Annotated in this window: 13 protein-coding genes; 1 reads left to right on the forward strand and 12 read right to left on the reverse strand. The window is 68.0% G+C overall.

Going from position 1 to position 13271, the window contains the following annotated elements; translation table 11 throughout:
* Position 1 precedes the first annotated feature (1 nt).
* The 12 genes from rpsS to ACPCJR_RS14465 all read right to left on the reverse strand — a co-directional run bounded on the left by rpsS (position 2) and on the right by ACPCJR_RS14465 (position 12282).
* A complete protein-coding gene (gene rpsS, locus ACPCJR_RS14410; RefSeq protein ID WP_003597098.1) occupies positions 2–280 on the reverse strand; it encodes a 30S ribosomal protein S19 in 279 nt (92 codons plus the stop codon).
* Between the two features lie 5 nt (positions 281–285).
* On the reverse strand, positions 286–1122 hold the full coding sequence (gene rplB / locus ACPCJR_RS14415) for a 50S ribosomal protein L2 (protein WP_391515531.1): 837 nt from the start codon (positions 1120–1122) through the stop codon (positions 286–288).
* Between the two features lie 22 nt (positions 1123–1144).
* The gene (locus ACPCJR_RS14420; RefSeq protein WP_091947107.1) at positions 1145–1441 is read right to left on the reverse strand and encodes a 50S ribosomal protein L23; all 297 of its coding nucleotides are present in this window, start codon (positions 1439–1441) and stop codon (positions 1145–1147) included.
* Positions 1438–2058 (reverse strand): 50S ribosomal protein L4, encoded by a 621-nt coding sequence (rplD, locus tag ACPCJR_RS14425; protein WP_391515529.1) that lies wholly within the window; start codon positions 2056–2058, stop codon positions 1438–1440. The genes ACPCJR_RS14420 and rplD overlap by 4 nt, the downstream gene beginning before the upstream one ends.
* Positions 2058–2801: a 50S ribosomal protein L3 gene (gene rplC / locus ACPCJR_RS14430; RefSeq protein WP_391515527.1), complete on the reverse strand. Its 744-nt coding sequence runs from the start codon at positions 2799–2801 to the stop codon at positions 2058–2060. The genes rplD and rplC overlap by 1 nt, the downstream gene beginning before the upstream one ends.
* Before the next feature lie 50 nt (positions 2802–2851).
* Positions 2852–3160 (reverse strand): 30S ribosomal protein S10, encoded by a 309-nt coding sequence (rpsJ, locus tag ACPCJR_RS14435; protein ID WP_003597088.1) that lies wholly within the window; start codon positions 3158–3160, stop codon positions 2852–2854.
* Positions 3161–3247: 87 nt separating this feature from the next.
* Complete coding sequence (gene tuf / locus ACPCJR_RS14440) at positions 3248–4438, reverse strand: elongation factor Tu (protein ID WP_423479147.1); 1191 nt, start codon at positions 4436–4438, stop codon at positions 3248–3250.
* A 53-nt stretch (positions 4439–4491) separates the two neighbouring features.
* Positions 4492–6567, reverse strand: a complete 2076-nt coding sequence (gene fusA / locus ACPCJR_RS14445; protein ID WP_391514061.1) for an elongation factor G — start codon at positions 6565–6567, stop codon at positions 4492–4494.
* 63 nt (positions 6568–6630) lie between these two features.
* A complete protein-coding gene (gene rpsG, locus ACPCJR_RS14450) occupies positions 6631–7101 on the reverse strand; it encodes a 30S ribosomal protein S7 (protein WP_017485508.1) in 471 nt (156 codons plus the stop codon).
* Positions 7102–7226: 125 nt separating this feature from the next.
* Positions 7227–7598: a 30S ribosomal protein S12 gene (gene rpsL / locus ACPCJR_RS14455; RefSeq protein WP_004447775.1), complete on the reverse strand. Its 372-nt coding sequence runs from the start codon at positions 7596–7598 to the stop codon at positions 7227–7229.
* A gap of 398 nt (positions 7599–7996) precedes the next feature.
* Entirely contained in the window at positions 7997–11464 is a 3468-nt protein-coding gene (locus ACPCJR_RS14460; protein ID WP_391514057.1) for an SbcC/MukB-like Walker B domain-containing protein, read from the reverse strand.
* 590 nt (positions 11465–12054) lie between these two features.
* Positions 12055–12282 carry a hypothetical protein gene (locus tag ACPCJR_RS14465; protein ID WP_110353445.1) on the reverse strand — a complete coding sequence of 76 codons (228 nt, stop codon included), beginning with the start codon at positions 12280–12282 and terminating at the stop codon, positions 12055–12057.
* A 228-nt stretch (positions 12283–12510) separates the two neighbouring features.
* On the opposite strand from ACPCJR_RS14465, the gene ACPCJR_RS14470 reads away from it, so the two are divergent.
* Complete coding sequence (locus ACPCJR_RS14470; protein ID WP_391514055.1) at positions 12511–13188, forward strand: hypothetical protein; 678 nt, start codon at positions 12511–12513, stop codon at positions 13186–13188.
* Positions 13189–13271 lie beyond the last annotated feature (83 nt).

The raw sequence follows: 13271 nt of genomic DNA on the forward strand, positions 1-13271 counted from the left end.
CTCAGCGCCTCTTCGCCTTCTTGTCGGCCGCGTGACCGGGGAAGGTGCGGGTCGGCGAGAACTCGCCGAACTTGTGACCGACCATCTCCTCGGTGACGTAGACCGGGATATGCTTGTGTCCGTTGTGCACACCGAAGGTGATGCCCACGAACTGCGGAAGGATCGTGGAGCGGCGGCTCCAGATCTTGACGACCTCGTTGCGGCTGCCGCCGCGGGCGGCGTCGGCCTTCTTGAGGAGGTAGCCGTCGACGAACGGCCCTTTCCAGAGGGAACGTGCCATGGCTGTTACTTCTTGCGGTTATGGCGGCTGGACAGGATGAAGGTGTCGGTCCGCTTGTTGGACCGGGTCTTCTTCCCCTTGGTGGGCACGCCCCAGGGCGTGACCGGGTTCCGGCCGCCCGAGGTACGACCCTCGCCGCCGCCGTGCGGGTGATCGACGGGGTTCATGGCCACACCGCGGACGTGGGGGCGCTTGCCGAGCCAGCGGTTGCGGCCGGCCTTGCCCAGCGAGATGTTCATGTGGTCCGGGTTCGAGACCGCACCCACGGTCGCGAAGCACTGGCCGTGCACGAGGCGCTGCTCGCCCGAGTTCAGGCGCAGCGTCACGTAACCCTGATCGCGGCCGACGATCTGAGCGTAGTTGCCGGCGGAGCGGGCGATCGCGCCGCCCTTGCCGATCTTCAGCTCGACGTTGTGGACGATCGTGCCCACCGGCATCGAGCCGATCGGGGCGGCGTTGCCCGGCTTCACGTCGACGCTCTCACCCGCGACCACCTTGTCGCCCGGCGACAGGCGTTGCGGGGCGAGGATGTAGCTCTGCTTCCCGTCCGGGAAGCTGATGAGCGCGATGAAGGCGGTGCGGTTGGGATCGTACTCGATCCGCTCCACGGTCGCGGGAACGTTGAGGTTCTCGCGACGCTTGAAGTCGACGTTGCGCAGGACCCGCTTGTGGCCACCGCCGCGGAAGCGGACGGTGATGCGGCCCAGGTTGTTGCGTCCGCCCGAGGAGCTCTTGCCCTCGGTCAGCGCCTTTACCGGCTTGCCCTTGTAGAGCTCACGGCGGTCGACGAGCACGAGCTGGCGCAGGCTCGGCGTGACCGGTTTGAATGTCTTCAAGGCCATCGGCTTGATCCTAACGCTTCTGTCAGAGGCCGGTCGTGACGTCGATCGTATCGCCCTCGGCGAGGGTGACGATCGCCTTCTTCACGTCCGAACGCTGCCCGCGCTGCCCGCGGAAGAACTTCTTCTTGCCCTTGGTCGTGAGCGTGTTGACGCCCGTGACCTTGACGTCGAACAGACGCTCGACCGCTTCCTTGATCTGCGGCTTGGTGGCCTTCGGGGCGACCCGGAAGACGACCTTGTTCTGTTCGGTGAGGTTGGTCGCCTTCTCCGTGATGACGGGGGAGACGATCACATCGTAGTGGCGCGGATCGGCACTCATTTGAAACGCTCCTCCAGCGCGTCGACGGCGGCGCGCGTCAGCACGAGCGTGTCGCGGCGCAGGATGTCGTAGACGTTGATGCCCTGCACCGGCAGGACGTCGATCTTCGGAATGGCGCGGGCGGCGCGGCCGAAGTTCTCGTCCACTTCCGAACCGCCGATGATCAGCGCGCTCGACAGGCCGAGCCGCTCGAAGCGCTCGATCATCGCCTTGGTCTTGTGGCTGTCGACCTTGATGTCGTCCACGACGATCAGGGTCGAGGTCTTGGCCTTCGACGACAGGGCGTGCTTGAGGGCGAGCGCACGGACCTTCTTGGGCAGGTCGTGGCTGTGATCGCGCACCACCGGACCGAAGGCCCGGCCACCGCCGCGGAACTGCGGAGCGGAGGCGGCGCCATGACGGGCGTTGCCGGTGCCCTTCTGCTTGTACAGCTTCTTCGAGGTGCGATCGACATCCGAGCGGTTCTTGACCGCGTGGGTGCCGGCGCGCCGCTTGGCGAGCTGGTAGCGCACCATGCGCTGCAGGATGTCGGCGCGCGGCTCAAGGCCGAAGATCGCCTCGTTGAGCTCGACCGAGCCGGCGGAGCCGCCGTCGAGCGTGGTGATATCGAGTTTCATCACGCGTTCTCCTCGGACGCCGGAGCTTCGGGAGCCGCCTCGGTTTGGGCCGAGCCGTTGGCGGAACCGTTCTCACGGAACTTGCCCGGCAGCGGCACGTCGGCCGGCAGCTTGCGCTTGACCGAGTCGCGAACCTGGATCCAGCCGCCGGCGACGCCGGGGACGGCACCCTCGACCAGGATCAGACCGCGCTCCGGATCGGTGCGGACGACCTTGAGGTTCTGCGTGGTCACGCGCTCGACGCCCAGGTGACCCGGCATCTTCTTGTTCTTGAAGGTCTTGCCCGGATCCTGGCGGCCACCGGTCGAACCGATCGAGCGGTGGGAGATCGACACGCCGTGCGTGGCGCGCAGACCGCCGAAGTTCCAGCGCTTCATACCGCCAGCGAAGCCCTTACCCGTGCTGGTGCCCGTCACGTCGACGAACTGGCCCGGGATGAAGTGGTCGGCCGTGATCTCGGCACCGACCGGGATCAACGCGTCCTCGGACACGCGGAACTCGGCGAGCTTCTTCTTCGGCTCGACCTTGGCGACCGCGAAGCGGCCGCGCTCGGCCTGCGATACGTTCTTCACCTTGGCCTTGCCCACGCCGACCTGGAGGGCGACGTAGCCGTCCTTCTCGGTCGTGCGATGCGCAACGACCTGGCACTGATCAATTTGGAGCACAGTGACGGGCACATGCTCGCCAGCGTCCGTAAAGACGCGGGTCATGCCGACCTTCCGTGCGATGACGCCTGAGCGCATAGGTCTCTCCCTCGCGCGATGAAACGGTAAGCTCTAAATCCGACGCGGACTTAGAGCTTGATCTCCACGTCCACGCCAGCGGCGAGGTCGAGCTTCATCAGCGCGTCCACGGTCTGCGGCGTCGGGTCGACGATATCGAGCACCCGCTTGTGCGTGCGCATCTCGAATTGTTCGCGCGACTTCTTGTCGATGTGCGGCGAGCGGTTCACCGTGAACTTCTCGATATGCGTCGGCAGAGGGATCGGGCCCCGGATCTGCGCGCCGGTGCGGCGCGCGGTCGAGACGATCTCCTTGGTGGACGCATCGAGGATGCGATGATCGAACGCCTTGAGGCGAATGCGGATGTTCTGACCGTTCATGACCTGACCTCGGCGGAAACGTTGCGGAGCGGGCGCGAGGGCCCGCCCCTCTTACGTCCCCTGTCGATGATGCGCTGCGAAGGGCGGTTAGTCGTTGATGGCGGCGACGACGCCGGCACCGACGGTGCGTCCGCCCTCGCGGATGGCGAAGCGCAGCTTCTCTTCCATGGCCACCGGCACGATCAGCACCACGTCCATGGTCACGTTGTCGCCCGGCATCACCATCTCGGTGCCCTCGGGCAGCGTGCACACGCCCGTCACGTCGGTCGTGCGGAAGTAGAACTGCGGACGGTAGTTGGTGAAGAACGGCGTGTGGCGCCCGCCCTCCTCCTTGGTCAGGATGTAGGCCTCGGCCTTGAACTTCGAGTGCGGCTTCACCGAACCCGGCTTGCACACCACCTGGCCCCGCTCCACGTCCTCGCGCTTCGTGCCGCGCAGAAGAACGCCGACGTTGTCGCCCGCCTGACCCTGGTCGAGCAGCTTGCGGAACATCTCGACGCCGGTCACCGTCGTCGTCGTGGTCGGGCGGATGCCGACGATCTCCACCGTCTCGCCCACCTTGACGATGCCGCGCTCGACGCGACCCGTCACCACCGTGCCGCGGCCCGAGATCGAGAACACGTCCTCGATCGGCATCAGGAACGGCAGGTCGATCGGACGCTCCGGCTGCGGGATGTAGCTGTCCACGGTCGCCATCAGCGCCAGGACGGCCTCCTTGCCGATCTTGGGCTCCTTGTCCTCGAGCGCCATCAGGGCCGAGCCCTTGGTGATCGGGATGTCGTCGCCGGGGAAGTCGTACTTGGAGAGCAGCTCGCGCACCTCCAGCTCGACCAGCTCGAGCAGTTCCTCGTCATCGACCATGTCGACCTTGTTGAGGAACACCACCAGCGCCGGCACGCCGACCTGGCGGGCGAGCAGGATGTGCTCGCGGGTCTGCGGCATCGGGCCGTCGGCGGCGGACACGACCAGGATCGCGCCGTCCATCTGGGCGGCCCCGGTGATCATGTTCTTCACGTAGTCGGCGTGGCCGGGGCAGTCGACGTGGGCGTAGTGGCGGTTGGTGGTCTCGTACTCGACGTGGGCGGTCGAGATCGTGATGCCGCGCGCCTTCTCTTCCGGCGCCTTGTCGATCTGGTCGTAGGCGGTGAAGGTGGCGCCGCCCGACTCGGCCAGCACCTTGGTGATCGCCGCCGTCAGCGAGGTCTTGCCGTGATCGACGTGCCCGATCGTGCCGATGTTGCAGTGCGGCTTGGTACGGGAGAACTTTTCCTTACCCATCAGGGCCTCCTAATCGTCAGTGTCGTGGTTCGAAGAAGCGTTCGGCGCCCGCCTTAGGCGTACTTGGCGATGACCTTGTCGGCCTCGCCGCGCGGCACTTCCTCGTAATGGTCGAACTGCATCGTGAAGTTGGCGCGCCCCTGGGAGAAGGAGCGCAGCTGGTTCACGTAGCCGAACATGTTGGCCAGCGGCACCATCGCGTTGATGACGTTGGCGTTGCCGCGCATGTCCTGGCCCTGGATCTGGCCGCGGCGGGAATTGAGGTCGCCGATGACCGAGCCGGTATACTCTTCCGGGGACACCACCTCGACCTTCATCACCGGCTCCAGCAGCACCGAGCCGCCCTTCTGCAGCGCCTCGCGGAAGGCGGCGCGGGAGGCGATCTCGAAGGCGAGCGCCGAGGAGTCGACGTCGTGGTAGGCGCCGTCGATCAGCTCGACCTTCACGTCGACCACCGGGAAGCCGGCGAGCACGCCCGCACCGAGGACCGAGTTGAGGCCCTTCTCGACGCCGGGGATGTACTCCTTCGGCACCGCGCCGCCGACGATCTTCGACTCGAACGAGAAACCGGCGCCCGGCTCGTTCGGCTCAACCACGAACTTCACCCGGGCGAACTGACCGGTACCGCCGGTCTGCTTCTTGTGGGTGTAGTCGATCTCCTGACGACGGGTCAGCTTCTCGCGGTAGGCGACCTGCGGCTGGCCGATATTCGCGTCGACCTTGTAGGTGCGGCGCAGGATGTCGACCTTGATGTCGAGGTGGAGCTCGCCCATCCCCTTGAGGATGGTCTGGCCCGATTCCTGGTCGGTCGAGACGCGGAAGGACGGGTCCTCGGCAGCGAGCTTCGAGAGCGCGATGCCGAGCTTCTCCTGGTCGGCCTTCGACTTCGGCTCGACGGCGATCTCGATGACGGGCTCCGGGAACTCCATCTTCTCGAGGATCACCGCGTCCTTCGGATCGCACAGCGTGTCGCCCGTGCGGGTGTCCTTGAGGCCGGCCAGAGCGACGATGTCGCCGGCGAAGGCCTCCTTGACGTCCTCACGGTTGTTGGCGTGCATCAGGAGCATGCGGCCGACGCGCTCCTTCTTGTCGCGCGACGAGTTGATGACGTTGGCGCCCGATTCGACCTTGCCCGAATAGACGCGGCAGAAGGTGATCGTGCCGACGTGGGGATCGTCCATGATCTTGAAGGCGAGCATGGAGAAGGGATCGCTGTCGGACGGGTGGCGAACCACCTCTTCCTCGGTCTTGAAGTCGAGACCCTTGATCTCGCCGCGGTCGGCGGGAGACGGCAGGTAATCGACGACCGCGTCAAGGAGCGGCTGCACGCCCTTGTTCTTGAAGGCCGAGCCGCACAGTACCGGATGGAAGGCACGCAGCTGCACCGCCTTGCGCACGAGCTTGCGCAGGGTCTCCTCGTCCGGCTCCACGCCGTCGAGGTAGGCGGTCATCGCGTCGTCGTCGAGCTCGACGCAGGCCTCGATCATCTTGGTGCGGTATTCGACCGCCTGATCCTTGAGATCTGCCGGGATCTCCTCCTCGGAGAAGTTGGCGCCGAGCGCCTCGCCCGACCAGACGATCGCCTTCATCTTGATGAGGTCGATGACGCCCTTGAAGCTCGACTCGGCACCGATCGGCAGCTGCAGGCAGACCGGCTTGCCGGCGACGCGGCTGATGATGTCGGCGACGCACTTGAAGAAGTCGGCGCCGATCTTGTCCATTTTGTTGACGAACACGACGCGCGGCACGTCGTACTTGTCGGCCTGACGCCACACGGTCTCGGTCTGCGGCTCGACGCCCTGGTTGCCGTCGAGCACGCACACGGCGCCGTCGAGCACGCGCAGCGAACGCTCGACCTCGATGGTGAAGTCGACGTGGCCGGGGGTGTCGATGATGTTCAGGCGCTTGTCGCGCCAGAAGCAGGTGGTCGCAGCCGAGGTGATCGTGATGCCACGCTCCTGCTCCTGCTCCATCCAGTCCATGGTGGCGGCGCCCTCATGGACCTCGCCGATCTTATGGGACTTGCCGGTGTAGTAGAGGATCCGCTCGGTCGTCGTGGTTTTGCCGGCATCGATGTGGGCCATGATGCCGAAGTTGCGGTAGTCCTCGATCGCATGCGTGCGGGGCATCGGGGTCTCTCCGGGAGAAAGCGGGCTTGGAGCGCGGCCCGGTGGCCGCGCTCGACAGGCGAATTACCAGCGGTAGTGCGAGAAGGCGCGGTTGGCTTCGGCCATCCGGTGGGTGTCTTCGCGCTTCTTGACGGCGTTGCCGCGGTTGTTGGCGGCATCGAGCAGCTCGGCGGAGAGACGCTCGACCATGGTCCGGTCGTTGCGGCCGCGGGCGGCCTGGATCAGCCAGCGGATGGCGAGAGCCTGACGGCGCTCGGTGCGGACCTCGACGGGGACCTGATAGGTCGCGCCGCCGACGCGGCGGGAGCGGACCTCGATCGCCGGGGCGACGTTGTCGAGCGCGGCGCGGAACACCTCGATCGGATTGGCGCGGGCGCGGCTCTCGACGAGGTCGAAGGCGCCGTAGACGATCCGTTCGGCGGTCGACTTCTTGCCCTCGTACATGATCGAATTCATGAACTTGGTGAGGACGATGTCGCCGTACTTGGCGTCCGGAATGATCTCGCGCTTCTCGGCTGAGTGACGACGGGACATTGTTCAGACTCTCGAAAAACTGGCTTTAAGCACCTCGCGCAGGCCGCCTTGAGCGTGACGCCGGCGACATCCTTGCGAGGCCGTGGAAATGGCCGTCCGAAGAAATCTTACTTCGGACGCCGGTCTTACTTCGGACGCTTGGCACCGTACTTCGAACGACGCTGCTTGCGGTTCTTAACGCCCTGCGTGTCGAGCACGCCGCGCAGGATGTGATAGCGCACGCCCGGAAGGTCCTTCACGCGGCCGCCGCGGATCATGACCACGGAGTGCTCCTGAAGGTTGTGGCCCTCACCCGGGATGTAGCCGATCACCTCGAAACCGTTGGTCAGGCGCACCTTGGCGACCTTACGCAGAGCCGAGTTCGGCTTCTTCGGGGTCGTGGTGTAGACGCGCGTGCAGACGCCGCGCTTCTGCGGGCAGGCATTGAGCGCCGGCACCTTGTTGCGCGCCTTCTGCGCCTTGCGCGGCTGGGCGATCAGCTGGTTGATCGTCGGCATCCTGTGCCCTCTTCATCCGGCCGCGCTGGGCGGCCACCGTCTGAACCTGTCGAAGCCCCTTGCGGAGCGGCAGAACCGCGAGCGAGCCCGCGACAAAACGAATAGCGCCAGAGGCCGATCAGGGCCTTTGGCGATGGTGAGGCAGAGGAGCACGCCGTGAACGACGCGTTCTTACCCGCTGATCTGACGAGTACGTCAGGGTGTGATGCCGGTATCGGTCTGACGACGGTCGCCGAAGCCCGTGGCTTCGACCCGAAAGCGACTCTCGATCCACCGGAGTGGCGCGCTTCTACGCGGGAGGGTCGGCTCCGTCAATGCCTGGAGAGGATAAAGTTCGATGAACGGGCCTGCGGTCAGCGGCCGAACCGTTGTCGGGCTAAGCCACCGGCGAAACGTCGCTATTCGGCGGCATCCGAGAGGCGGAACGCCTCGATTCCCCGCCGCTCCGGATTGATCTCGGCGAGCGCGCGCTTGGCGGTTTCCAGCGGGTGCTCGGCTTCGATTCGGACGGAGGCGAGATCCGGGCTCTTGTAGACGGTGACGACGGTGTCCATCACCTCGGTCAGCGTCGTGCGCTTGTCTTCCGGCGCGGCGATGAGGAGTTGCAGGCCCCAGGCGCGGAAGAGATCGACCAGCGACTGGCTGTTGCGCACGTCGAGCTTCGAGAAGGCCTCGTCGAGAAGGCAGAGTCCGAGTCCCGGCGTCTCGTCGCCGGGACGGTCGCCGGGATAGTAGGCCGAGGCCATGGAGGCGGCGATCGCCACGTAGAACGGCGCCTGCGCCTCACCGCCCGAACCGCGCAGCGCCCGGCTCGACAGGGTGGTGCGGTTGCCCGCCCGGTCGCGCATGCCGATCTCGTAGACGAAGTAGTTGCGATAATCGGCCAGCCGCGCCGCGTTCTCCTCGCCCTCGATCAGCGCCGTGATCTCGGCGAGCGCCGCGGCGAGCGGCCCCTTCTCGGCCCCCTCCTCCGGCCCCGGCAGCACCGCCTGCGCGGCGTCCGGTGAGCGGGCGACCTCGGTGGCCAGCGCGTGGACGGCGGCGTAGCGCCGGTCCACCTCGGCCTCGAAGGCGTAGGTCTGACCTGTGAAGGTCTGCGAGGCGAGGCGTTCGTTGAGCGCGTCGAGGCGCGCGCGCATCCGCTCGAACTTGTCGGCGAGGCGCGTCAGCAGATCCTCGGTCATCAGGCGGCGCATCTCGGCCTCCGCCCGCAGGGACTGGTCGCGGTAGCGGCGCAGCTCGTGGCCGGCCACCTCGTCGCGCTCGCGCATCGCCCAGGCATAGCCGAACGAGGCCGGCTGCTCGGCCGAGCCCAGCGGATTCTCGACGCGCCAGGCGGCGCAGTACTCGGCAAGGTCCCGCTCGGCGGCCCGGCCCTGGTTGCGCACGCTGTCGGCCGCCTCGCGGGCGGCGGCGCGGGCCTGCGCGGCGAGCGAGGCCAGCGCCTTGGCCTCGAGATCGGCCCGGTCGGCCCGTGCCTGAGCAATGCCGGCCACCGTGTCCGGCACGTCCGCCGGCACGGAGCCGGTCAGGCGGATGCGGACGGTGTCGCCCGAGGTCCAGCGCTTGAGCGCCGCGCGATAGACCAGGAAGGCGGCACGCGCCGCCTCGCGCCCCTGCGCGACCCGGGCCTTGAGTCCCGCCTCCTCGGCCAGCCCGGCATCGCGCTTGGGCTCCAGCACCTGCACCAGTTCGGTGAGATAGGCGGAGCGCTCCTTCTGCAATTCCTTCAGTTCGGCCTCGATCACGCCGGCATCGGCCCGGGCGACCGTCTCCTGCTCGGTGGCGAGGCTGCGTCGGCGGCCCTCGATCGCGTCGGCCTCGGCGCGCAGGGCCTCGACATCGACCGGCGCCTCGGCGAGCCGGCTGCGCAGGAGCGCGGCGATACGGGCGGCCTCGCGCATCACCGTGGCCTCGGCCCGCAGGGTCCGCGCCTCCTCGCGAGCCTCCTCCAGGCGGCGGCGGGTCTCGGCGGTCGGCCCGCGCTGGCCGCGGGTCATCATCAGCGGCACGGGTCGCACCACGGAATAGGCCATGCCAGAGGTCGAGCGTCCGCTCGGCGCCACCGCGCGGCTCATGTGCCGCAGCGCCGCGTCGTCCGGGGCGAGGTCGTAGCCGCCGAGCCGGGCGGCGAGGAAAGCTTCGGCGTGGTCGCTCTCGGTCTCGATCAAGCCCATCGGCCCGTCGTCGAAGCGCCGCGCCGCGCGCCGGGCCGTGTCGGTGGTTTTCACCAAGAGGCAGCGGAAGAACTGGTTTTTTCGCGACTCGAGCAGAGCGAAGGCGCGGTCGAGCCGGTCGGGCTCGACCACCAAGGCCTCGCGGGCGCGGCCCAGCAGCCCCTCCAGCGCAGGACCCCATTTCGGATCGACGATCTCGGCGAGTTCGCAGATCGGCGCCGCCTCGATCCCGAGCCGGCCCAGCTCCTCGCGAAAGGCTTCCGTGTCGGAGGAGAGGCGCGCGGATGTGGAACGCCCGGCATTCACCTGCGCATCGAGGCCCCGCACCTCGTTCTCGCGCTCGCGGGCCTTGAGGGCCAGATCCTCGGCCTGCTCCTCCAGGGCGCCACCGATATCGGGCAGGGTCGCGAGGCTGTCGAGCAGGCCCTTGAGCGGCCCGTCGGCGCGCAGACTATCCTCCGGCGGCGCCTCCCGGCGCAGCCCGGAGCGGGCGCAGGCCTCGACGATGCGCGCCGCGCCGAGATCGATCCGGCGCAGGGTGCCGCCGATCGCGCTGAGACGCCCGGCATCCTGCACGAGGCCGATGATTGCGGCGAGGCGGTTCGCCAGATCGCGCCGGTCGCGGGCGACCATGGCGAGGCCGGCATTCGAGGCGGCGAGCCGTGCCTCCGCGGCGCTGCCGACGATCATGGCCTTGCGGGCGGCGATCTCCGAATCGATCTCGCGCACGAAGCCCTGGCTCGTCGCCACGCTCTCGCGGGCGATGCGCAGGCGCTCGCTCGCCTCGACGAGCAGGCGGCGGGCCTCGGCGTGGTCGAGGATGCGGCGGCGCAGGTCGGCGCCGGCCGCACGCATCTCGTCGAGGGCGGCGGTGAGGCTCGCCCGCGCCCAGCCCTCGTAGCGTTCGCAGATGCGCGAGAGATGGGCGAGGCGCTTTTCCAGCTCCTCGATGGTCTCCAGAAGCCGCCGCCAGGTCTCGATCGACTGGCGGATGCGGGCGACGTCGAGCGGCTCGGCCTCCAGGACGAAGCTGCGCACGAAGGCGCTGGTGTCGAAGATCGGCTTGAACGCCACCGCGTTGGAGAAGGTGCGCAGGAACTGGCGCGGATCGGGTACCGCCGCGCCCTCGCGCAGCTGCGCCAGGACCGCCGCGGTGAAGCGCTCGCCGGAGGTGCGGAACTCCTCGAAGTTGTCCGCCCGGCGGCGCAGGTCGGCGGCGACCTCGGTCCAGGGGGCGACGAAGCTGCCCTCCTCCGTCTCGCGCACGTAATCGCCGATCTCGAAGCGGTGGCCGACCGCGATGAAGCGCGAGAGCGTCTCCTCCTTCGGCTCCTCGGCGCGGGCGGCGAGCGCCAGCCCGACGGTCACGACGCGCCCGCTGGCCGCGTTCTCGAACACCAGGGCAATGACGGTCTCGCAGGCCTCCCGGGTCGGGCGTCCGCCCTCGGCGGGGTCGCTGATCCAGCCGAGGCAGTAGTCGCGCACCGTGCGCGCGCTGCGGCCCGATGCGGAGGCATTCAGCGCCAGCCGGCTCGCGTTGTTCCCGGCCAGCACGGTGCCGACGGCGTCGAAGATCGTCGACTTGCCCGCTCCCGTCGGACCGACGAGCGCGGCCGCCCCGCGAATCCGGATCTGCTCGCGCCGGATGAGGTACCAGTTCGAAATCGCGATATCGGTGAGGCGATACACCGGCCCGGCCGCCAGTCCCTGAGGTTGAACGAGAGCCAGGGCAATGGACGCTGCGCCCCGCACACGCAAGGGCGGGAGCCCTCGGCCCCGAGCCGGCCTCGGCTCGCGCCGGGGGATTTCGCGACGGTCCTCCGGAACATTCGACTTCATCCGCGCCGCGCGTCTGCCGAGAGGCCGCGCCTCACCGAAGCGTGACTTGACGATGCAAGACCCGAATGAAAGCAGCGGGCGGCATCCCGACGCCGTTGCTTCGCCTGTCCGCAACCTCGCACGTCGAGCCGCGACGGCCGGTTTATGCAGCGCCTCCGATGCCGTTCCGACCGGCACGGTTACGTATTTTGCCGCGGCCGGATGCGATCGATTCTCCCTCAGACTCAACGGGTTCCGTGTCATATGGCCAGGGTGCGCGCCGTCAGCCTGGAAACGACCGTTCCGATGCCCCCCGCCCGTCCCCGTCTGTCCTACGGAATCGGACTCGTCCTCCTCTCGACCGCACTCTGGGGCACGGCCTCCTGGCTCTCGGGACACGTCATTCTGTTCTGACGTCGCGAGCCCGGCGGGCGATGAGGAGAGATCATCGCCGAAGGTTGTCAGACATCTTTCCTGTAGCCGAGATAGACGCCGCAGACGAACCCGCCCTGCAACGCGGTCAGACTGGCGAGCAGCATCAGCCCGTCGATCAGCAGGGATTGTTCGCCGTGGAAGTGGTAGGCGATACGCACAATCACCACGATAAAGCTTGCGGCGGCAAGCACTCCCCAATGACAGAATAGTCCGATCAGCACCCCAGCGATGATGAGAAATATAATCGCCAACACTTGATCACGACCCTATTCTGCCAGCCACGAACAGGACGGCTCGTAGGTGCAGGTTTTTCTCAAGGTACTGCCGATTTGGGGGACGCGCAAAGGCGCATAAGGCGTAAAAACCGGCTCATTCTCCACCTTCCACTTCACGATCCGGCATGGTCAGAGGGGCCGGTCGCCGCCGGGCCGCAACGGGGACGGCGAACGTCCCTGTCACGATCCACATCGCTGCCGTTAGCCATGCCCGATCAGTTGAACCGGATCGCCGACGAAGCGTCCGCCCGGCTGCCACTCTTCGACGACCTGCCCGCGGGAACCGTGGATCGCCTCGCGGCCCTCGGCTTCGGACGCGGGTTGCTGACGGCCGCGATCCGGGCGCGGCTCCGCAAGGCCGGCTTCGCGGATATGGGCGCGCTGGCGCTCGCGACGCCGGCCGACCTCAGGGCGGTGCGCAAGATCGGCCCGGTGCGGGTCGAGGCCATCCGTGCCCACGTGCTCGGCGAACTCGCCCGGCTCGTTCCGGGCGCGAGGGCGGCCCATGACAGGGACGCGACCGACCGACGGCGCCTGGATCGGCTCCGTGCCGTGCCGGTGGAACCGGCCCTCCTCGGTCGGCTCCTCGTCGAGCGGTTCGGCCCGGCCGGGGCGACCTGGGCCGATCTCGCCTCGCTGCCGCGCGCGCAAGCTCTGCGGGCGCTCGGGATCTCGGCCGCGGATCTCGAGGACATCATCTCCGCTCTGGCCCGAGCCCTGCAGCCGGACCGGCCCGGTCCCCTGCCCGCCGGGACGACGCGCGAGGACGATGCCGCCCGGGAGGCGATGGCCGAGCCGGACCGCGCCGAGATGCAGCGGGAGCGGGACCGCGAATGGGACGAAGCGGCGCCCAGGCGATGTCCCGGGCCGGGTCGGACCGATTGAGAAGGCGATCGGTCCGACCTTTTTCGTCGCGACGACACGGTGCGCCTCACGCCGCCGGCCCCTTGTCGTGACGCGCGCCGCCG

The organism is Methylobacterium sp. NPDC097929, from assembly GCF_049543375.1.
GTDB lineage: Bacteria > Pseudomonadota > Alphaproteobacteria > Rhizobiales > Beijerinckiaceae > Methylobacterium.

Excerpts from the sequence above, each read along its gene's own strand:
- rplB (WP_391515531.1), bottom strand. The coding sequence starts at position 1,122 with ATGGCCTTGAAGACATTCAAACCGGTCACGCCGAGCCTGCGCCAGCTC.
- ACPCJR_RS14420 (WP_091947107.1), bottom strand. The coding sequence starts at position 1,441 with ATGAGTGCCGATCCGCGCCACTACGATGTGATCGTCTCCCCCGTCATC.
- rplD (WP_391515529.1), bottom strand. The coding sequence starts at position 2,058 with ATGAAACTCGATATCACCACGCTCGACGGCGGCTCCGCCGGCTCGGTC.
- ACPCJR_RS14470 (WP_391514055.1), top strand. The coding sequence starts at position 12,511 with ATGCCCGATCAGTTGAACCGGATCGCCGACGAAGCGTCCGCCCGGCTG.
- rpsG (WP_017485508.1), bottom strand. The coding sequence starts at position 7,101 with ATGTCCCGTCGTCACTCAGCCGAGAAGCGCGAGATCATTCCGGACGCC.
- rpsJ (WP_003597088.1), bottom strand. The coding sequence starts at position 3,160 with ATGAACGGTCAGAACATCCGCATTCGCCTCAAGGCGTTCGATCATCGC.
- fusA (WP_391514061.1), bottom strand. The coding sequence starts at position 6,567 with ATGCCCCGCACGCATGCGATCGAGGACTACCGCAACTTCGGCATCATG.
- tuf (WP_423479147.1), bottom strand. The coding sequence starts at position 4,438 with ATGGGTAAGGAAAAGTTCTCCCGTACCAAGCCGCACTGCAACATCGGC.
- rpsS (WP_003597098.1), bottom strand. The coding sequence starts at position 280 with ATGGCACGTTCCCTCTGGAAAGGGCCGTTCGTCGACGGCTACCTCCTC.
- rpsL (WP_004447775.1), bottom strand. The coding sequence starts at position 7,598 with ATGCCGACGATCAACCAGCTGATCGCCCAGCCGCGCAAGGCGCAGAAG.
- rplC (WP_391515527.1), bottom strand. The coding sequence starts at position 2,801 with ATGCGCTCAGGCGTCATCGCACGGAAGGTCGGCATGACCCGCGTCTTT.